This window comes from Nocardia sp. NPDC003979, from assembly GCF_053605015.1.
Window position 1 is genome coordinate 271679 of sequence record NZ_JBSGIJ010000007.1, and the last position, 20252, is coordinate 291930.

Genomic DNA, 20252 nt, shown 5'->3' on the forward strand with positions numbered 1-20252 from the left:
CCACCACACCAAGGAGCACACTGTGTCCGTTTCCCTGGACCCCACCTACCGCGCCGCGGCGATCGCGGCACTAGGCGACACCGAGATCGACGTGCTGGTGATCGGCGGCGGCGTGACCGGCGCGGGCGCCGCGCTCGACGCCGCCGCGCGCGGCCTGTCGGTGACCCTCGTCGAGGCCCGCGATTTCGCCGCGGGCACCTCCAGCCGCTCGTCCAAACTCATCCACGGCGGGTTGCGCTATCTCGAGCAGATGGACTTCACCCTGGTCCGGGAGGCGCTCAAAGAGCGTGGGCTGCTGCTGAATTCGCTCGCACCGCACCTGGTGCGCCCGGTGCCGTTCCTGTTTCCGCTACGGCATCGGGTGTGGGAGCGCGCCTACATCGGCGCGGGCATCGCCCTCTACGACACCCTCGGCGGCGCCCGGACGGTGCCCATGCACAAGCACCTGACCCGTTCCGGCGCACTCGACCTGGCTCCCGCGCTGCGCGACGACGCCATGACCGGCGCCATCCGCTACTACGACGCCCAGGTCGACGATGCCCGGCACACGATGATGATCGCGCGCACCGCCGCCGAACAGGGCGCGACGGTCCTCACCCGCACCCAGGTGATCGGGCTCGAACGCGACGGTGAGCGGGTCGTCGGCGCACGCGTGCTCGATCTGGAAACCGGTGCCACCCATACGGTCCGGGCGCGCACCGTGATCAGCGCAACCGGTGTGTGGACCGACGACATGATCTCGATGACCGGCGTCGACTTCCCGTTCCACGTCCAGATGTCGAAGGGCGTGCACATCCTCGTGCCCCGCGACCGCCTCGACCTGCACATCGGCCTGATCATGCGCACCGAGAAGTCGGTGCTGTTCGTGATTCCCTGGGCCGAGCACTGGATCATCGGCACCACCGACACCCCGTGGTCGCTGGACAAGAACCACCCCACCGCCACCGCGGCCGACGTGGACTACATCCTCGAACACGTCAACGCGGTGCTGCGCGAGCCACTGACCAGGGCAGACATCGTCGGCACCTATGCCGGGCTGCGACCGTTGATGACCGGGGCGTCGAAGGAGACCGCCAAGCTCTCCCGCGAACACGCCGTCGCCGAACCCGTGCCCGGCCTGTTCGTCATCGCGGGCGGCAAATACACCACCTACCGGGTGATGGCCGAAGACGTCGTCGACGCCGCCGCCACCAGGCTCGCCCGGCACGTACCCGCGTCACCGACCGCGCGGCTGCCGATCCTCGGCGCGGACGGCTATCGCGAAATGCTCGCCGCGACAGAGGAATCGGCCACCCGCACAGGACTGACGCCCGAGCAGGTGCGGCATCTGCTCGACCGCTATGGTTCCCTGGCCACCGACCTGTTCGATCTCGTCGGCGCCGACCCCACCCTGCGCGCACCCCTCGCAGGCGCCCCGGGCTACCTCGCCGCCGAGATCGTCTACGCGGTCACCCACGAGGGCGCCCTGCATCTCGACGACCTGCTGACCCGCCGCACCCGCATCTCCATCGAGGTCCCCGACCGCGGGCTCGCCGCAGCCCCCGTCGTCGCCCGCCTCGTCGCCCCGCTCCTCGGCTGGGACGCCGCGACCACCGATCTCGAAATCGACCGCTACCGCGACCGGGTCCACGCCGAACTGCTGGCCAATCAGGCGAGCGACGACGAATCGGCCAACAGCGCCCGCCTCGTCGCCGTCGGCTGATCGGCGAAGCCGCCGCACCCGGGGCGAACGCGCCGGGGTGGTGCGGCATGCGCTTCTTGCGTGCATGATGTCGGCATGAAGTACGTGTTGCTGATCTGCGACGACGAGACGACTTCGCCGACCATGGAGGAGATCGCCGCCGATCCGGCGTACCGGGCGTACGAGGACGAAGTTGCGCGGCGCGGCGCCGGCCTCGGTGGCGCGCGATTACGCCCGGTGGCCGATGCGACGACAGTCCGCAACCGCGATGGGGAAACACTGGTGTCCGACGGGCCGTTCGCGGAGACCAAGGACTTCATCGGCGGCATCGACATCATCGACTGCGCGGATCTGGATGACGCGATCGCCATCGCAGCACGTCATCCGTACGCGAGTCGGGGTTGCATCGAGATCCGCCCCGTCTGGGAATGACTGCGCCACAGGCGGTTCGCGCGGCGGTCGCCGCGGCGTTTCGCGACGAATGGGGTCAAGTTGTCGCGACCCTGATCGGGATGACCGGAGATTGGGATCTCGCGGAGGACTGCGCGCAGGAGGCGTTCGCCGCAGCGCTGACGACGTGGCCGCGCGATGGTGTGCCGAGCCGTCCGGGCGCCTGGCTCACCACGACGGCGCGCAACCGTGCGACCGACCGGCTCCGCCGGGACACGGCCGCGGCCGCGAAGCTGCGCCGGCTCGCCGTGCTGGCACGAGACCCGATCGAGCCCCCGACGGACAGGATTCCCGACGAGCGGTTACGGCTGATCTTCACCTGCTGCCATCCGGCGCTGCCGTTCCCGGCCAGGGTCGCTCTCACATTGCGCACGCTGGCGGGCTTGAGCACCGCCGAGATAGCGAAGGCGTTCCTGACGGCCGAGCCCACGATGGCGCAACGCTTGGTCCGCGCGAAACGCAAGATCACCGAGGCAGGCATCCCGTACCGCGTGCCACCGCCGGAACTGCTGCCGCAACGACTCCCCGCCGTCCTGGCGGTGCTCTATCTGATCTTCAGCCAGGGCTACGACGACGAGGACGAAACCCGCGGGCTCGCGGCCGAGGGGATTTATCTCGCGCGGGTCCTCGTCCGGCTGCTGCCCACCGAGCCCGAGGCGCGCGGCCTGCTCGCCTTGATGCTGCTGCTCGAGGCACGCCGCGAGAACCGCACCGACCACGGCGTGCTGGTCACGCTGGAGAACCAGGACCGGTCCCGGTGGGATCGCGCGCTGATCACCGAAGGCGTGGCGACGCTCGACGACGCGCTGGCCGCGCGTCGTCCCGGCCCGTATCAGGTGCAGGCCGCGATCGCCGCCTGCCACGCCACCGCGCCCGACGCGGCGTCCACGGACTGGCCACAGATCGCAGCCCTCTACCGCGAACTCGCGCAGTTGGCGCCGTCCCCGGTCGTCGATCTCAACCGTGCCGTGGCGGTGGCGATGGCCGAGGGCATCCCCGCCGGCCTGGCCCTCGTCGACGAGATCGCCGAGTCCGGCCGCCTCGACGGCTACTACCTGCTGCACGCGACCCGAGGCGATCTCCTCCGCCGCGACGGCCGGTTCACCGAGGCCGCCGCAGCGTACGAGGCCGCGCTGGAACTCGCCCCCACCGACGCCGAACGTCGCTACCTGGCCGAACGCCTTCGCGGACGCTGACAGATCCGTTCCGGAAATCTCGGAGAACTTTTTCTCGCGCCGATGTCGATCCCGCGTGCTCTGTTTCGTCGGTGGTACACAACCACCCGATAGAGAGAGGCAAGAAGATGTCGAACACCGAGTACCTGAGCACAACGATGTCGGTCGGCCATACACCCGAAGAGGTCTTCGCCGCCGTCACCGATGTGCGCGGATGGTGGAACCAGAACATCATCGGCGATACGGCCGCCGTCGGCGACGAATTCGTCTTCACCGACGACGTCGACTATGCGGGCCAAACGGCCAGGACGAACAAGGACGGCATCCGGTTCAGCCGGTTCCGGATCACCGAGGTAGTGCCGGGCAAGCGGATGGTCTGGCACGTCGTGGACTCCGACCTCAGCTTCGTCGACGACCGCGACGAGTGGACCGGCACCGATGTCGTCTTCGACATCACGGCGGACCAGACAGGCACGACCCTGCACTTCACGCACAAAGGCCTGACCGCCGCGGACTCCGAATGCTTCGACGAATGCTCCCGCGGCTGGAACTTCTACATCACCAAGAGCCTGCCGCAGTTGATCACCACCGGCACCGGCCTGCCGTTCGCCAAGTACGACGCCTGATCCATCGCGGCTCGACTGGCCGGCTACCGCACTGTTTCGTCGGCGATGCGGTACCCGGCCGAGGTCTGTTGAGCGCGAAACCACTGGTCTATGAGAACGGAGGCTCGTTCTGGGGTGGGATCGGACTTGATCATCGCGCTGATGCGCTGGGCTTGTGCGGTTGTCGGCAAGAAGCCGACCAAGAGGGCAGGGAGCAGGAGCCTGCGGGCCAACAGTTCTTGTCTCGAGGTCGCCTGGGGCCTGCGGACTACCGAAATGTTGACGCGGATCGCGTGTTCGTTGCCCGGCGGAACACCTGGTCGATCGGATTCGATGGCGGCATAACGGAACCCATGCGCGAGGTTGCAAGCGGAGCAACCCAGGGGGCCGCGGCTGAGACGGTCGCCACATTCGTCGCAGGTGATCCGGTCGAGCGCGGCGTCGACGACTCGCCAGTCGTGTTGGTCGGGTTCCGCAGCTATCAACCGGGCAACGTCGAGTTCACTTTCGCCTCGCCACTGATCGAAGAAGTGCTGCCACTTCTCCTCCACGATGCGATCGACGAGAAGCCGACATCGACGACAATCAGGTGCACCACCGTACTCGTGACCACCACACTCGTCGCATCGCACCAGCGCGGCACCGACCCCTGGCCTCATACAGATTCTCGCGCCGACAAGATGGCTGGCGCCAACGAATTGCTCAGGCCAAGGCTCGTTCCGCAAGATATGTTCGATCGCTGACCGCACGCGATATCGCAACTCTCCACGATCCTGAGGGCTACGTCGGGCCCGGGTCCCGAGGACGAGCGGACGCCGGCGCGCGGCAGCCACCGGTCGACAATGTGTTGCCCGCTACCGGGCCCGTGGGCGTGTGGGCGTAGCCACCGCGCTTGATCTCGCCCAGGGCAGCGCGATCGGCATCGCCGAAGTCAGGTCGGCAGAGGGAGATCTGGATAGCCGGGTCTCGGCGTGCAGTGCTGTTTCACTGTCACAGTGTCGCCTTGTTGACCGGATCGGGCGCGGGTTCGGGGGAACCGTCCTGGTCCCAGTCCCGGCAGTACGGGCACCACGGACGCAGCCTGTGATGCAACCAGATCGAGTACATGAAGGTCGCCCAGAGCGCATCGACCGGCAGTGAGACCACCCGCGGTAGGCCGACGGAGTGGACGAGGAACGCCGGCACACTGATCATCGCCAGGACGATGAGTAGGCGAGGGGTGGTGCTTGCCCAGTGCCGCAGCCACAGCAGTCGCTGCCGGCGTTCGGCGCGAGGGCCGGCGTCTGCGGGCACTTCCTGCATGCACTGCACGCACAGTCGTTGGAAGTCGTTGTGCGTCAGTCCGATGATCAGGATGACGTTGCCTATGAGGAGTGTGAGTTCGACGAGGATGCCTGTGTAGTCGAAGTAGGTCGCGATGCGCGCTGCAGCGACTGCCGCGAGTGCGTACAGCATCAGGTGCGCGATGGTGGTGAGGAGTCGGCGCAACCGGGACTCGTCGTTGTCGAAGGCGTCGTCCATTATCGCCACGTTGGATGTGTCCTTCATGATTCGGGCAGCGGGGTGCGTTGAGCCGCGCCGGAGCAACCGGCTGGTTGTCAGATCGTAGGCTGGGGTACCGACCGCTTCGGTGACATGCATGGCCTTGTGCTGCAGGCGAACTCGCTGGCGCCACCGGAAAAAAGAGGGAGTTGCTTCGCTGGGCTGGTGGATTCAGCTCTTGGTGGTCAGCCATTCGCGGACATCGGCTAGGGCTGTGCCCCCGCTGTCGGCGTCGATGTCGGCGGCCAGGTCGGCGATCGAGATGTGGGCGAGCGCCTGTGCCCACGCGGTTTCGGCGGCAGCCATCGCACGGGCGATCGCGCAGGGTCGTGCACATTGCCCGGCGGGGATGCCCAATGGTCCGCGCTGCCTGATCTCGGCGCATCGGTAGGCGGGTTCGTCGCCATCGATAGCTTGCACCACCTGTAGGGCGCTGATTTCCGAGGCGGGTCTGGTGAGGGTGTAGCCACCCGCTTGGCCCATGGCGGACCGCACGATGCCGGCTCGCGACAAAGCCTGGAGGTGCTTGGCCGTATACGCCGGCGGGGTGCCGTGCAGTTCCGCCAGCCGGGCAACGGGCACCGGTTCATGGCTCTGACCGAGCGTGACACAGCTGTGCAAGGCCCATTCCACGCCGCTCGACATCTTCACGCCACCATCCTAACCCATCTCGGACATTAACTATCCGAGATGTGATACAACTCGGATACTTATTGTCCGAGAAAGATTGCTGGAGCCATGACGCTCAAAGAAATGCCGTCCAACCCGGTGCCCTCCGACCGCACATCCTTGGGCCTGGCGGCCTTGGCACTGTTTGTCGCGGCCGCTAACCTGCGGCCTGCGATCGCGGCGGTCTCCCCGTTGGTCGGCCAGATCCGCGCCGACCTCGATCTGTCGGCCACCGGGGTGTCGCTGTTGACCACCATTCCAACGCTGGCGATGGGAGTATGCGCCCCGCTCGGTGCTTACGTGGGCCGGCGCTACGGGCTGCAGGCCGGTGTGCTCGTCGGGCTCATGATCATCGCTATGGCCACCGGTGCGCGAGTGTTCGGCGCTTCCACTTGGCTGCAGTTGAGCAGCGCGGCGATGGTAGGCGCGGGAATCGCCATCGCACAGACGCTGCTGCCCGCCGTGGTCAAGTCGCGCTTTGCCGCCCGACCCGGACTGGTCACCGGCATCTACACCGCCGGACTCGGCTCGGGAGGCGCGGTGGCGGCCGGGGCGACCGCGCCGTTGGCCGCGGCTCTGCACTCCTGGCCGGGTGCGTTGGCGTCCTGGGCGGTGCTCGCGCTGGGAGGAATCGCACTGTGGTCCGCCGCTGAGAAGGCTTTGCACCTGGACGATGTCACGGCCCCCGCCGGGCCCGCGACCGAAGGCATGCCCTGGCGCAGCGGGGTGGCCTGGAGACTCACCGTCCTCTCGGCTGTCAACTCCGCGCTCTACTACTGCGAGCTGGCCTGGGTGGCGCCCCTGCTGCACGATGATGCCGGTCTCGACGCGTCCACCGCCGGTGTCATGCTGACGGTGATGATCTCGATCCAGGTGGTCGCGATGCTGGCTGTACCGGCGCTGCTGGGAGAAGGCCGGGGGCCCCGGGCGGGACTGGCGTTGATGATGACGCTGACCGCCGCCGGTTTCCTCGGGTTGGCGTACGCGCCGGGCGTCGGGACGTGGGTTTGGATCGCAGTGCTCGGAATCGGGCACGGCGGACTCTTCACGCTGGTGCTGACCCTTCCCGTGCTGGCCGGTCGGGATCCGGGAGAAGCGGGACGAATCAGTGCGATGGCGTTCTTCGTCGGCTATGCCTGCGCGGCGCTGGCCCCGCTCCTGGTGGGCGCGCTGCGAGATGCCACAGGCGACTTCACCGTCGGCTTCGGAGTGCTGGGCGGCCTCGGCCTGCTGATGCTCTGGCCCATCGCACGGCTGCGCAGTACCATCGGGCCGAATTCGGTTCGCCCCCTTTAACATTGGTGTGAGGGCTGTCCACCTGCCTGTCCGCTGGTTGTCACGACGCCGGACATCATCGACCGAGTCTCGGGTCGTCGCCATTCCCACTGTTCCGGGTGATGCTCGCGACGAGTCCGTCGATGATGTCGGCAACCGCTGTCTCGGTGTCGAATTCGGCGCGGATGTCTGCCCACTGGGGGAGCAGTCTTGCGACGGTGGGGAAGTCGGTGAGCTGATCTGTGGTGATCAGGTCCGACCAGTAGGGCTGGGCGGGCTCTGTGCCGTGATCGTTCCGGCCTCCCGCACGGAACCGCCGGAATCGGGGGTCGACGGGGCATTGCCGCACATCGCTCGAGTAGCCGGATGGTCGCGACACGTGGCCGGCGCTCGCGGGATCCGGCGTAAAGCCCGAGACCAGCGGTGTCGGTGCGAGACGAGAGCGTTGTAGGGTCGTATCCGGCGTAGGGAACACCGGTGTGAATCCGGGGCTGTCCCGCAACTGTCACCGGGGAGCAATCCGCCGATTAGTGGTCACGACCTACCCAGGTTGGAAGGCCGGCGGAGGTGCGTCGATCCGGGAGCCAGGATACCTGCGCCCGAAGTATCGGGATCCACCCACGAGGATGGCAATGAACAACTACACATCGGATCGGCCTGGGCTCGGCCGCCGGAAATTCCTGCTGGGCAGCGCGGGAGCGTTCGGCGCTGTTGCGCTGGGCGCGACCATGACGGGCTGCGGCTCGGAAGCCGGCCAGGCGGGTTCGTCGCTGGGACCGTCACGGCCGGGCGGACGTTTGCGCTCGGTGATCGCCGGAAGGTCGGCGAGCGCGGATGTCCTCGACCCGCACGAGGCCGGTAGCTCGGCGGGTGGCGCGGTGTCGAAGAACGTCTGGGACAAACTGGTTGCCTACAACAATGATCTGACCCTGCGCTACCGGCTCGCGCGGTCGCTGGAGCCGAACGCGGACGGCAGCCAGTGGCGCATCGACCTGCGCCCGGGGGTGGTGTTCAGTGACGGAACCCCGCTGACCGCGCGCGATGTGCTGTGGAGCTTCGAGCGGATGCTCGATCCGACGAGGAACTCCTCCGGTGATCTCTCGATGGTCGATATGTCGCGCACCCGTGCCGACGGTGACCTCGGTGTCGTGGTGGCGATGAAATCTCCGCTGGCGGACTTCGGTTCGGTGCTGGCGGGCTGGTACTGCTACATCGTCAAGGCGGGCACCGGCGTCATCGACGGGTCGGCGCTCCCGGTGGGCACCGGTCCGTTCGCGTTGGCCCGCTGGTCACCGGGTGACCGAACCCTGTTGCGTCGTAACGAGCGGTACTGGGACGGACCGGTACCGCTCGATGAAGTGGAGATCATCCAGATCGCCGAGACCGAAGCGCGTATCAATGCCTTCCTTTCCGGGGAAGCCGATGTGGCGCACGAGATCTCGTACCTGCAGGCACGGACGCTGTCCAGTGATCTGAACACCACGGTTGTGGTGCCGCCCGCCGGGTTGATGGGTGCGTTCCAGATGCGGGTCGACACCGCGCCTTTCGACGATCCGCGGGTGCGGCAGGCCATGCGGTTGGCGGTGGACCGCCAAGCCATGGTCGATTCGGTGTACTACGGCTACGCCGAGGTGGGCAACGACATCTACGGCAGGGGCGCACCGTTCTATCACGGCGATCTGCCGCAGCGGTCCTACGATCCGCAGCGCGCGCGAGAACTGTTGCGCGAGGCCGGAAAAGAGAACTTGACGGTCACCCTGCCCACGGCGGACGGAATGCCCGGCATGCTCGAGGCCGCGACCTTGTTCGCTGAGCACGCCAGAGCCGCGGGCATCACGATCAAGCTGGAATCGGTCCCCGCGGACACCTACTTCTCCCAGGTCAGCGGGAAGGCACCGCTGTCCCACGTCGGCTGGTGGAACTACAGCCTCGACTACTTCTACGGCCAGACCATGACCAGTTCGTCGCCCAGTAACGGCACCGGCTGGCGACGACCCGGCTGGGATGCCGCCTTCGCCCAGGCCCGCGCCGCGATGGATTCGCAGCGACGGAGCGAGCTGTATCGCCAACTGCAGGAAGAACTCTGGAACGACGGCGGCTACATCCTGCACAGCTTCGCCAAACGCCCCGACGCGGCGAAGAACTATGTGGGTGGAGTGCGAAACGGCGTGCCCGGCACCGACGACTGGGCCAACTACGCGACCACCTGGCTCGCCGAGCAGTGATCCGCCGCTCGTGATCGTCTACGTCGCGCGGCGCATCGGCGGCGGCTTCGCAGTGCTGCTCGCCGTCGCGCTGGTCGTCTTCATGCTGTTCGAGACACTGGACTCCGATGCGGCCACGGTCATCCTGTCACGTGCCGGTGGTGGCGACCCCACCCCCGAGCAGCTGGCGGCACTGCGTGCCCAACTCGGGCTGGATCGGCCCGCGCTCGTGCGCTTCGAGGACTGGCTGGTCGCCTTCGTCCAGGGCGATTTCGGGAATTCGCTGATATCCGGTCGGCCGGTCGGCGATGTGCTGCTCGGACGCGCCACCAACAGTGTCGCGCTCGCGCTGATCACCGCCACGCTGCTCGTACCCACGTCGCTCGCGCTCGGTCTCCTTGCCGGTGCCCGTGCGGGGTCGCGGACCGACCGGGTCATCAGCGTCGGTGCGTTGGCGGCGGAATCGGTGCCCTCGTTCGTCTTCGGCGTCCTGCTGGTGGCGACGGTGTCGTTGTCGCTGCGTCTGCTGCCCGCTGTCTCGCTGCTGCCGACCGGCGCGAGCGTGTGGGACCGCCCGGAGATCCTGGTCCTGCCGGTGACGTGCCTGCTGATCGGGTTGGCGCCGCATCCGGTACGGATGGTGCGCGCGCAGACCGCCGAGGTCATGGCCGGCCCGTACATAAAGACGGCGCGGCTCAACGGGATCGCGGGTGCGCGCCTGATGCTGCGCCAGGTCGCGCCCAATGCGGTATCGGCGTCGATCCATCCGCTCGCGGGCTCGGTGGTCGGGTTGATCGGCGGTGTCGCGGTGGTGGAGACACTGTTCTCCTATCCGGGTCTGTCGCAGGAGTTGTTGCGGGCCATCGAATCCCGTGATTTTCCGTTCGTCCAATCGGCCGCGGTGCTGCTGGCGGCGGTCGGGATCGGCATCTATCTGCTCGCCGATCTGCTCACGCTGCTGGTGAGCCCGCGTGCGCGGCAGGTAGCGATGGGAGACCGGAGATGAGGAACCGCGGCAGGATTCGATCCGTGTGGCTCGTGGTCACCGTCGCTGTGCTGCTACTGGTGGCACTGGGTCCGCTCCTCGCGCCCTACTCGCCGACCGCGGTGACGGCACCGCCGTTCCAACCGCCGTCGGCGCGGCACCTCCTCGGCACCGATGTGGTCGGACGGGATGTGGTCTCGCGAGTGCTGCACGGCGGTCTGCCGTCGCTGTCGATCGCCGGGCCGGCGCTGATCGTCGCCTATGCGTTGGGGCTGAGCCTCGGCCTCCTCGCCGGGTTGCGCCGCGAATGGGACCACTGGGTCATGCGGCCGGTCGACGCCATCACCGTGGTGCCGTGGTTTCTGCTGCTCGCGGTGATCGCCACCGCGATGGGGACGGGGCCCCCGGCGATCATGGTGACCGCGGCACTGGCATCGGTGCCCTGGATCATCCGCACCGTCCGCACTGGTGTGCTCGAACTCGCGTCGACCGGTTATGTCGAATCCGCCCGAGCTCGCGGGGAACCGCTGTGGCGGCTGGGGCTGGTCGAGGTGCTGCCGAACCTGCGGGCCGTGGTGCTCGCCGACGCGGGTGTTCGGATGTCGGCGACCATTTCGCTGGTTGCGGTGAGTGGATTCCTCGGGTTGGGACTACGCCCGCCCGCGCCCGACTGGGCGTTGATGATCACCGAGAACCGACCCGGGATCGCTCTGCAACCGTGGTCGGTGCTCGCGCCTGCGCTGTTGATCATGGTGTTGGTGGTTTCGGTCAATATGGTCACCGACCGAGCCTTCGGCACCGATCAGCCCAGCGCGGCGCATCAGCCGGCGCAGGATTCCGAAGCGGGACCGGGGCTCGCGGTGAATGGTCTCTGCGTCCGGAATCCGAGCGGAGCCCTTGTGCTGGAGAATGTTTCGCTCCATGTGCCGCCCGGCAGTGGCGTGGCCGTGGTCGGAGCGTCCGGTGCCGGAAAGACAACGCTGGCGCTGGCGGTGCTCGGTGCGCTACCGCCCGAACTGACCGCCGTCGGCTCGGTCGGCATCGGCCGATCCGCTGGTCGCCGCACGGTCGGTTACGTCCCGCAGGACCCGGCGACCGGGCTCAACCCGGCGCTACGCATCGGCACCGCCCTGCGTGAAATCGCCAGGCGGTATGACGCGTTGGGGGCCGGCAACGGTGTAGCGGAGGCACTGCGGCGGGTCGACCTGCCCGATGATCGCCGATTCCGACGCCGATTCCCGCACGAGCTGTCCGGCGGCCAGCAGCAACGGGTATTGCTGGCCATGGCGCTCCTCGGTGATCCGGCGCTGCTGGTTCTCGACGAGCCGACCACCGGACTCGACGCGCACGCCCGAGACCGACTGGTGCGCACACTGCGCCGGATCCGGTCCGACAACTCCACCACGCTGCTCGTAATCACCCACGACTCGGCGGCGCTGGAACCGCTGGTGGATCACGTGCTCACCCTGAACCGGGGCCGGGTCGAATCGATGGCTGCCCCCGGAACATCAAGGGCGACACCAGTTGCGCGGGTGTCCCGCATCGAGACCGCGACCTCGCCGATACTCAGGGTCGAGAACCTGTCGATGACACACCGGCGCGGCCGCAACCCCGAGCGAGTCGTCGACGGGTTGTCGTTCACCCTGCACCCCGGTGAATGTCTCGCCATCACAGGCAGATCCGGGGCGGGCAAGACCACGCTGGCACGCGCCCTCTCCGGCCTGCACGCGCCGGTGGGCGGCATTATCGAACTGGACGGCACAGCACTGCATCCGCGCGTGGACCGGCGCCCGCCGGCGCACCGCCGCGCCATTCAACTGATACCGCAGAATCCCGCGACCTCACTCAACCCGTCCTATCGCATCGGCGGCCAGATCAGCCGACCGCTGCGCCACCTACACGGCATGAACAGCGCTGCCGCCTCGGCGCGGACCCGAAGCCTGCTCGACGGAGTAGGCCTCGATTCCGAACTGGCGACACGGCGTCCCGACCAGCTGTCCGGCGGCCAGCAACAGCGCGCCGCCATCGCCCGGGCCCTCGCCGCCGAACCCCGCATCCTGATCTGCGACGAAATCACCACCGCGCTCGACCCGAATTCTCAGAACATGGTGCTCGACCTGCTCGAAGACCTGCTGCGAAATGGGATCGCGCTCATCGTGATCAGCCATCAGGACGCCGTAATCGACCGTCTCGCCGACCGGGTGCTGGGACTTTCGAGCAGGGATGCGGCAAATGAGCTGGAAGAGCAAGCAACCGGGGGTCATTGCCTCATGAATCCGCAGTGAAGGGCCTGCCGATAGACCATCACTTCCATGCGAATCAGCTGGCGCTCGTGCCCGTTGGTGCGACCGCTCCGTCCTGCGGGCGTAAGGATCTGACCGATGCGCGCCGGTCGCGTGACCGGCCGATCATCGCGGTCGACAGCACTATCACCGCGAGTATCGCCAGGTGCCCGGCGAACAGGGTCAGGAGCGGCAGGGCGAAGCCCTCGTCGGTGAGTTCACCGCGCGCGCCTACGCAGTAGAGCGTGTAGTTGATCGAAGTTCCCTCGCCGTCGTAGAACTTGTCTGCGACGACCAGGGGATCGGTGGCCGGGGCAGAACAGAACAGGGGTGCGGTAAGTTTCGCTTCACCGGGCCACACGCCGACGGTCAGGGCCAGGGTGAGGAAGGCGGCGCCCACGGCGGTCGACACCGCGGCGATCATGAATGCGCGCATTGTCTAGACCCGCCGCACCCGCAGGAAGGCGGCGGTGCGGTCGAATTCGACGACCGTCTCCGCGCGTGGTGACAGCACGTTGGCGACCATTCGGATGTCGGGGCCGAAACGGCTCACCACCAGCACGGTGACCTGCCCGTCGGGAAGGTCGCTGCGCGCGAGGGCCGTGTCGACGATGTCCTCGATGCGCGACAGGCCGGGCACCTCGCTGACGAAGAAGTTCTCGCCGTCGAGATCGTGGAGAGCCGACACGCGCACCGGACGGGGTGCGCTGAGGTCACCGAGGGTGAACGAGTAGTCGTCGAGTTGACGGGGTCGGTCCGGTGGACGGACTCGCAAGTGGACGGTGGGCGTCCGCGCGGACAAGTCGTGGTCGGTGGTCATCATCCTGGTGACCTGGTCGGGTTGGTCGACCAAGGTGAGCCGGAACTGTGTGGTGTTCGGCGGGGAGACGACGATGACATTCGCCTCGACGTCGGTGGCGCCGATACGCCGGCCGAGCGCGGCGACCGCTTCCAGCGGCAGTGCGCTCACCAACCCGCCGCCGCGCGAACGCATCTGGCTCTCGAAATCCGGGCGATCCACCGCACCGAGGCATCCACTCGTACTGCTGCCGAGCACGGCACAACACACCATGACTCGAAGCCATCCACCGCGGCGCATGCCCGAATGCTAAGGGCCGCGCGGCGATCGTGCTCATCACCACCCTACGCGGCAAGACTAGATGCACTGCGACGTCGATATTTGCCGTCACGAATGCGCCTGATCCTCCAGGATCGACGTCAGAAATCGGCGCCGGTGCCGCAGGTCCTCGGCTGCTGCCCCACCTGGAGCCGAACTGGCCCCTCAACACACCAGGGCCCGGATCCAACGCGAGGATCCGAGCCCGAGTGCTGAGCGATGATCAGCGCGCGTTGTCCGTGCAGATCACGTCGATGACCTTGGTGCCGCTGAGATCGGACGACCCGAAGTTGGCAAGCTGTGCGACCGGAACGCCCTCGGCCAGCTTGTCGATAGCCCTGCGCACAGCCTCGCTGCGGTTGGCTGCCGCCGCGGCGGCGACCCAACCTTGGTCGTTCCAGACCAATGCTCCGCAGCCGTTCGCCCACGTGACCATCACCTCGCAGTCCTGCCCGCCGCCACAGTTCTCGATCGCGCGGGCGCGCCCCTGCCCCTACCGGTCACAGCCAACTCCACAGGAAACGTCATACCGGATTGATCACCCGCGACGAAAATTTGTGTGTGGCAAAGCTACTGGGAAAGGTAGCGGTGGTGGCCGTCACAGCGGGATCAGCTCTGGCACCGCCCGCCGAATCCGGCAGGATCGCGCAGGGTGCCCAACAGCAGCCAGCTGAGCACCGGCATGAGCACCAACGGGATCAGTGCGATCTGCAAGGTGGTGGCGTCGGCGAGCGAGCCGAGCAGCGGGCCGGCCAGACCGCCGATGCTGACGGTGAGCCCGAGGGTGACGCCGCCGGCGGTGCCGACCCGGGTGGGCAGGTAGTCCTGGCCGAGGGTGATCTGCAGGGAGAACGGCACGTAGAGCCCGATCGAGGTCAGTGCGACGAACGCGTACACGGCCGGTCCGGGGATCCACACCACACCGGCGATCGCGGCCGCGGCCACCAGGTAGGACCGACGTGAGACCAGCACCCGGTCCCAGCGCTCGGCCAGCGATCCGCCCAGCACCGACCCGATGACTCCGCCCAGGTAGAACACGAACAGCGCGACCGTGCCGGCGGTGGTGCTGCCGCCCAGGCGCTGGGTGATATAGAGGGAGATGAAGGTGCTCAGCCCGACGAAGGCGATCGAACGGAAGATCACCGCTGCCGACAGTCGCAGGAACGAGGTCATGTCGTCGGGACCGGGCGGGGTGGACCCCCTGTCTCCGGCCGCCTGGCGTTGCGCCAAGGCGCGCAGCACCGGCAGCGTCAGCGCGGCACCGGCCAGGGCGGGCAGCACCAGCAGCGGGGTCCAGTCCAGCCCGCCGACCGATACGGTGGCAGCGACCAGTAGCGGCGCCAGCGCGAAACCGATGTTGCCGCCGGTGGAGAAGTAGGCCATCCGGGTGTGGCTGCCGCCGCCGACCGCCCGCGCGATCCGCGCGGACTCCGGATGGTAGGCCGCCACTCCGATCCCCGAGATCGCCACGAACACCGATGTCAGCGCGTAGGAGCTGCTCAACCCGCTCACCGCGATCCCCGCACCGCCGACCACGGTGGCCACCGGCAGCAGCCACGGCATTGGCCACCGGTCGGTCAACGCACCGAACAACGGCTGTACCACCGAGGACAGCAGCGACGCCGCGAGCACGATCCCCGAGGCCGCGGCGTGGGTGTAGTCGCGCTCGGCGACGAAGAACGGCACGAGGGCGGCCACCGCGCCCTGATAGACGTCGACGCATGCGTGTCCGGTCGACAGCAGCAGGGTTGAGGTATTCCGTCGCATCCAACGATGCTGCGCGAGTAGGCCTTTGACGCGCTTCCGATAAACTGACAGACAATAATGGAAATCCGCCACCAATCCGTCGCGCCGACTCGCGCCCAGCTCCTGGTCCCCGGCGAGGAGATCGACGCCCACCGCCACGACGATCACCAGATCGTTTACGCAGGCCGCGGGGTGCTCTCGATCAGCACCAGCGCCGGAACCTGGGTCGCGCCCGGTACGCATGCGATCTGGGTGCCCGCCTGCACCGTTACGCTCACCGCGCCTACGGCGAACTCGAACTGCACCTGGTCGGCCTGCCCGTCACCGACAACCCGCTGCACCTGAACACTCCCACCGTGCTGACTGTCGGGCCGTTGCTGCGAGAACTGATCATCGCCTACACCCGCGACAGCGCCGACACCCCACAACGTGCCCGGATGCGTGCGGTCCTGCTCGATCAGCTGCACGCCGGCCCGCAGCAGCCCCTGCACCTGCCTACGCCGACCAACCCCGTGCTGCGCGCGGTCTGCGACATCCTGCGCGCGGACCCCGCCGACCCCCGCACCCTGGCCGAACTCGGCCGCGAGGTCGGCGCCGGCGACCGCACCTTGTCCCGGCTGTTCCGCAACGACCTTGGGCTGACCTTCCCGCAATGGCGAACCCAGCTCCGCCTGCACCACGCGCTGATCCTGCTCGCCCACAAGACCCCGGTCACCACAGTGGCCCATCGTTGCGGGTGGGCGACCGCGAGCGCGTTCATCGATGTCTTCCGCACCACCTTCGGCCACACCCCTGGCACGCACCTGCACCACTGACGCCCCCGAAAGCCCAGGCGGGCCGGCAAGACCGCGCCGCGCTGAGGCGCACCTTCAGTCCGGCATCAGCGGCTCGGCTGTCCGGTGCGCCCCGGGTGTGAAGCCGAATCAACTGCTCGACACCGGATCCCACGTCATTGGTCGCGTCCTGTTTGCGAGCCACATGGTCAAGAAGGGGAACACAACCCCGACCACCAGGGCGGTCAATGCGATCTCGGACGGAATCGACGGCGACCCGCTCTCGGCAGGGAGCGTGTGTGGGCGATCGGTGGTAACGCCATACAAGACGAGAAGCAGGACGAAATCCGTTACGAACAGCCAGCATCCACCGACGATCACCGCCGGACGCGCGATAACCGCGCCGACCACCAGCACGACAGCCCCGATTCCGACGGTGATCGCTTTGACGACCAGGAGCTCGTTCACACCCGGCGCGACCTGCGCGTCGGGTGCCCCGCCCACCAGCCACGCAAAGCCGTAGACCAAGACGAGTCCAGCACCGGCCGAACTCCCGAATCCAGCAAGTACCCTCGCCCATAGCTGTGCCGATCCCACAAGATGACTTCAGCACAGAAATATGGGGATTCAGTGAAGAAACCGGTCAGAAGCGCAGCACATGGTCAACTGGCAGAAGAGGATCTACGCGAGGGGGCGATCATGGAGACCAAAGCGACCATCGTCACTCCGGCACTGCCGGACACCGAGCAACGACCCGGCACAGTGACGATGCACCAGCACCTCAGCGTGTCGTCGGATGCCTTTGTTGCAGTACCGAACGAGGCAGTGAATACGGCGAACCGCCCGAGCACGAGCAGCCGATGACGACCGATCTCCGTCAGCTCAGAGCCGGTGTGTGCTTGCTGATCGCGCTGGCGGCGGTGCCGATCGGGCTGGTCTTGACTGCCGTCGGCGGTGTCGCATCCCTTCAGGACCCCGATGCCGGGCCGACGTGTGACGGGCAAGTCATGACTCCCGGCACGCAGTGTTGGCGTTTCGGAGACGACTCGGCCGGGGTCACCAGCTATGAGCACGCAGCTGAGACTCAGCGTGCGAATCGTGAGTCTGCAACCGAGATGCTGCCAGTCGGCCTCGTGGTCCTTGTCATCGGTATCGGTGCTGCCGCGGTTTTTCGCGAGGGCACTCGGTCCGCGGCTGGTACCGGTTCCACGACCGCGGCATCGCCGACCATGTCGTCTCGGCCGCGGCCGGATGGCTCTGCCGTGGGGCCTCACAGGCTCGGCCCTCGGTCCTACGACCAGTCCCAGGGCCGCAGGCCGTCATTGACCGAGCTGGACGCCCAAGCGAGGGCGGCGCTCGACCAGGGTGATCTCGACACTGCGCTGTACTGGTATCAGATGGCCGCCGACACGGGTGATGCGGCCGCGATGAACAATCTCGCGCGTCTACTGCAGGACCGGGTTTCCCGGCAGAGTTGGCTGCAGCGATGGCGGCACAGGTATCGAAACGGCGGTGACCTCGTCGAAGCCGGTCTCTGGTTTCGCAAGGCCGCTGTCGGGGGCAATCCCGACGCGATGGCCGGTCTCGCGGCGATGCTACGCAAGGACGGAAATGTCGACGAAGCCGAATTATGGTGCCGCAGAGCGACCGAGGCGGGTTTGCGACACCGGCCAGTCGACACCGCATCCGGCGGCCGGACTCCGTCGCCGCCGGCACCGACGCAGTCCGCGTCGGTAGCTTCGGGCCGTTCCGCGCACAACTCACCGAGCGAGTTGGAACTTCTCGGCCTGGTGATGGGCAACCACTCCACGGCCAACCGGCTCATCGACTTCGAGCAGCGAAAAGATCCGGCCGCTGATCGAGCGGTATCGGTCAGGCGGGCAATCGAGCGTCTCCGCGAGGATCGACGTCGGCAAGGCTGAACGATGTGCGTCCGGGTCCGGCCGGACCCAGGCAGGTCCGGCCGGACGTGCTCAGCTGTCGAACAGCTGCTGACCCAGGTAGTGCCCAGGCCCTGGGACACCCGGTGGGATCACGAAGACGGCGGAGCCGATCGGTGTGGTCCATTCGTTCAGCGCGTCGACCTCGGCCAGCCGTTGTTGCACCGGCAGGAACTGGGTGTCGACGTCGCGCTGGTAGGCGACGAACAACAGCCCCGAGTTCGACACCTGCCCGGGTTCGGGTGGTTCGTCGTAGTTGAACCCGCGGCGCAGGAACCGTTCGCCGTCGCTGGTGTGTCTGGCTCGGGCCACATGCGAGGACGGCGGGATCACCGGGATTCCATGGCGGTCGACGGCAGTCAGGTCCGGCTCGTCGAACTCGGTGGTACCGGTCAGCGGCGCACCGTTGGACAGTCGTCGCCCGACGGTCAGTTCCCTGGCCTCGACGTCGAGCTCGTCCCAGCGATCGAGGTCCATCGCGATGCGCCGCAGGACCAGTGACGTGCCACCGGCCAGCCACGGCACCGACGTGCCGTCGTCCCAGACCAAACGCTCGAAATCGGGCGCGGCGATGGTGACCGTTCCGTCGACCTGTCCCATGAGGTTGCGCATGGTCGCACCCGACGGTGGGTCCCGGAAACCCCGCTGCACCCATCGCACCCGAACCAGCGACTTGACGTGCTTGGACAGCACCCGAACCGCGTGCGCGACGGTGGTCGACTCCTCAGCGCAGACCTGTATCAGCAGATCGGCGCCGGTATAGGCGGGGTCGAGCCGGTCGATGGGGAAGACGGGTAACGGTCGCAGCCACGAGGGTCGCCGCTGTGGCAACCCGGCGATCGTGAACAACTCCGGCCCGAATCCGACGGTGATCGTCAGTTTGCCGGGCCGGGCGGCCAGTTCCGGTTCGGTGTCGGCCAGCGCGGGCAGACCTCTCGTCAGACGAGCCGCGTCGTCGGTCCAGATGCGGAGCAGGCCGATGATGTCGTCCCGAGTGGTGCCCGCGACGAGGTCGAAGCCGACGAAAGCGACGTGCCGCTGTGGGGTGGTCTCGATACCGGCCTGGTGCTTGCCGTAGAACGGCACGGTGTCGAGCGCCCAGTCGCGCGCTGGCTCGCGATCGGTGAGGCCGGCTGCGCCCCAGCCTGCTGCCGTCGCGCCGACCACGCCCGCCGCTGCTGCTCCTCCGCCGAGCAATCGTCGCCGGGAGAGTCGCGGATCAGCCACTGTGCGACGGGCTCTCGGTTCCGGGGGCATAGTTTTCCTTGCCACCCGCGAAGTCACGGACCTGTGCGGTGACGACCAGTGTCTGCCCGTCGGCGAAGGTCAGGGTGATCGTGGTCTGCGCGCCGGTACGCAACGGCTGAACCAGATCCATGAACATCAGGTGGTCGGCGCCGGGTTTCAAGGTCACCTCCCCGTTCGCGGGGATGGTGATGCCCCCTTGCTTGGGTCGCATGGTCTTGGTGCCGGTGCTGTCGGGCACGACTTCGTGGATCTCGACCCGCTGCGACGCGGGACTGGTCGCGGCCACCAGCGTCACCGGAGTGTCACCGGTGTTGCGCAGGTTGCCGAAGGCCGCCGACATGCCGGACTCGGCGGCTTTGATCCACTGATCGGTCATGCTGACCGGGGCGGTGCTCGGCGCCGTGCCCGCCGAAACGGATTCGGCACCGGAACAGCCCCCGGTGAGCGCGGCCAGTGTGGCCATGGCGACGGCAGCGCCGAAACCTCGCACGACACGAGGTGAGCGCAAGCGGGTACGCGGAGAGAAGGACATGACGAACTCCGATCATCAGGAGAGGGGG

General features: G+C 67.5%; 21 protein-coding genes, 1 pseudogene and 1 riboswitch. Of the genes and pseudogenes, 12 read left to right on the forward strand and 10 right to left on the reverse strand.

Annotated features, from left to right (window positions below; genetic code table 11):
• Positions 1-22: 22 nt before the first annotated feature.
• The 5 genes from glpD (at position 23) to ACWEVR_RS18030 (ending at position 4654) form a co-directional block, all read left to right on the forward strand.
• On the forward strand, positions 23-1702 hold the full coding sequence (glpD, locus tag ACWEVR_RS18010; protein ID WP_452467849.1) for a glycerol-3-phosphate dehydrogenase: 1680 nt from the start codon (positions 23-25) through the stop codon (positions 1700-1702).
• A gap of 75 nt (positions 1703-1777) precedes the next feature.
• Positions 1778-2113 (forward strand): YciI family protein, encoded by a 336-nt coding sequence (locus tag ACWEVR_RS18015; protein WP_452467850.1) that lies wholly within the window; start codon positions 1778-1780, stop codon positions 2111-2113.
• Complete coding sequence (locus ACWEVR_RS18020; protein ID WP_452467851.1) at positions 2110-3327, forward strand: RNA polymerase sigma factor; 1218 nt, start codon at positions 2110-2112, stop codon at positions 3325-3327. The genes ACWEVR_RS18015 and ACWEVR_RS18020 overlap by 4 nt, the downstream gene beginning before the upstream one ends.
• 107 nt (positions 3328-3434) lie before the next feature.
• Complete coding sequence (locus ACWEVR_RS18025) at positions 3435-3932, forward strand: SRPBCC family protein (protein ID WP_452467852.1); 498 nt, start codon at positions 3435-3437, stop codon at positions 3930-3932.
• A 68-nt stretch (positions 3933-4000) separates the two neighbouring features.
• Complete coding sequence (locus tag ACWEVR_RS18030; RefSeq protein ID WP_452467853.1) at positions 4001-4654, forward strand: hypothetical protein; 654 nt, start codon at positions 4001-4003, stop codon at positions 4652-4654.
• Between the two features lie 247 nt (positions 4655-4901).
• Here the strand turns inward: ACWEVR_RS18030 and ACWEVR_RS18035 are convergent, their stop codons facing one another.
• A complete protein-coding gene (locus ACWEVR_RS18035) occupies positions 4902-5432 on the reverse strand; it encodes a hypothetical protein (RefSeq protein ID WP_452467854.1) in 531 nt (176 codons plus the stop codon).
• Between the two features lie 192 nt (positions 5433-5624).
• Positions 5625-6098, reverse strand: a complete 474-nt coding sequence (locus ACWEVR_RS18040) for an RrF2 family transcriptional regulator (protein ID WP_452467897.1) — start codon at positions 6096-6098, stop codon at positions 5625-5627.
• 93 nt (positions 6099-6191) lie between these two features.
• Here ACWEVR_RS18040 and ACWEVR_RS18045 point away from each other — a divergent pair, with 93 nt between their 5' ends.
• The gene (locus ACWEVR_RS18045) at positions 6192-7418 is read left to right on the forward strand and encodes an MFS transporter (protein WP_452467855.1); all 1227 of its coding nucleotides are present in this window, start codon (positions 6192-6194) and stop codon (positions 7416-7418) included.
• Positions 7419-7473: 55 nt separating this feature from the next.
• On the opposite strand, the gene ACWEVR_RS18050 is transcribed toward ACWEVR_RS18045, so the two are convergent.
• Complete coding sequence (locus ACWEVR_RS18050; protein ID WP_452467856.1) at positions 7474-7776, reverse strand: hypothetical protein; 303 nt, start codon at positions 7774-7776, stop codon at positions 7474-7476.
• A gap of 47 nt (positions 7777-7823) precedes the next feature.
• Positions 7824-8012: riboswitch (cobalamin riboswitch) on the forward strand.
• Positions 8013-8029: 17 nt separating this feature from the next.
• Here ACWEVR_RS18050 and ACWEVR_RS18055 point away from each other — a divergent pair.
• Genes ACWEVR_RS18055 through ACWEVR_RS18065 form a run of 3 tightly spaced genes read left to right on the forward strand, consistent with a single transcriptional unit; the run spans position 8030 to position 12871 of the window.
• On the forward strand, positions 8030-9622 hold the full coding sequence (locus ACWEVR_RS18055; protein ID WP_452467857.1) for an ABC transporter substrate-binding protein: 1593 nt from the start codon (positions 8030-8032) through the stop codon (positions 9620-9622).
• A gap of 10 nt (positions 9623-9632) precedes the next feature.
• Positions 9633-10607, forward strand: a complete 975-nt coding sequence (locus ACWEVR_RS18060; protein WP_452467858.1) for an ABC transporter permease — start codon at positions 9633-9635, stop codon at positions 10605-10607.
• A 23-nt stretch (positions 10608-10630) separates the two neighbouring features.
• Entirely contained in the window at positions 10631-12871 is a 2241-nt protein-coding gene (locus ACWEVR_RS18065) for an ABC transporter ATP-binding protein/permease (RefSeq protein WP_452467859.1), read from the forward strand.
• Positions 12872-12905: 34 nt separating this feature from the next.
• Here the strand turns inward: ACWEVR_RS18065 and ACWEVR_RS18070 are convergent, their stop codons facing one another.
• The 4 genes from ACWEVR_RS18070 to ACWEVR_RS18085 form a co-directional block, all read right to left on the reverse strand.
• A complete protein-coding gene (locus ACWEVR_RS18070; protein WP_452467860.1) occupies positions 12906-13304 on the reverse strand; it encodes a hypothetical protein in 399 nt (132 codons plus the stop codon).
• Between the two features lie 3 nt (positions 13305-13307).
• A complete protein-coding gene (locus ACWEVR_RS18075) occupies positions 13308-13967 on the reverse strand; it encodes a hypothetical protein (protein WP_452467861.1) in 660 nt (219 codons plus the stop codon).
• 241 nt (positions 13968-14208) lie between these two features.
• Complete coding sequence (locus tag ACWEVR_RS18080) at positions 14209-14457, reverse strand: DUF4189 domain-containing protein (protein WP_452467898.1); 249 nt, start codon at positions 14455-14457, stop codon at positions 14209-14211.
• A gap of 137 nt (positions 14458-14594) precedes the next feature.
• The gene (locus tag ACWEVR_RS18085; protein ID WP_452467862.1) at positions 14595-15752 is read right to left on the reverse strand and encodes an MFS transporter; all 1158 of its coding nucleotides are present in this window, start codon (positions 15750-15752) and stop codon (positions 14595-14597) included.
• Between the two features lie 57 nt (positions 15753-15809).
• On the opposite strand from ACWEVR_RS18085, the pseudogene ACWEVR_RS18090 reads away from it, so the two are divergent.
• Positions 15810-16546: pseudogene (locus tag ACWEVR_RS18090) on the forward strand (AraC family transcriptional regulator).
• A gap of 108 nt (positions 16547-16654) precedes the next feature.
• Here the strand turns inward: ACWEVR_RS18090 and ACWEVR_RS18095 are convergent.
• Positions 16655-17032, reverse strand: a complete 378-nt coding sequence (locus ACWEVR_RS18095; RefSeq protein WP_452467863.1) for a hypothetical protein — start codon at positions 17030-17032, stop codon at positions 16655-16657.
• A 72-nt stretch (positions 17033-17104) separates the two neighbouring features.
• On the opposite strand from ACWEVR_RS18095, the gene ACWEVR_RS18100 reads away from it, so the two are divergent.
• Entirely contained in the window at positions 17105-17368 is a 264-nt protein-coding gene (locus ACWEVR_RS18100) for a hypothetical protein (protein ID WP_452467864.1), read from the forward strand.
• Between the two features lie 35 nt (positions 17369-17403).
• On the forward strand, positions 17404-18426 hold the full coding sequence (locus ACWEVR_RS18105) for a tetratricopeptide repeat protein (RefSeq protein WP_452467865.1): 1023 nt from the start codon (positions 17404-17406) through the stop codon (positions 18424-18426).
• A 51-nt stretch (positions 18427-18477) separates the two neighbouring features.
• Here the strand turns inward: ACWEVR_RS18105 and ACWEVR_RS18110 are convergent, their stop codons facing one another.
• Positions 18478-19701: a Dyp-type peroxidase gene (locus ACWEVR_RS18110; RefSeq protein WP_452467866.1), complete on the reverse strand. Its 1224-nt coding sequence runs from the start codon at positions 19699-19701 to the stop codon at positions 18478-18480.
• Entirely contained in the window at positions 19664-20182 is a 519-nt protein-coding gene (locus tag ACWEVR_RS18115; RefSeq protein WP_452467867.1) for a copper chaperone PCu(A)C, read from the reverse strand. The genes ACWEVR_RS18110 and ACWEVR_RS18115 overlap by 38 nt, the downstream gene beginning before the upstream one ends.
• Positions 20183-20252: the final 70 nt, after the last annotated feature.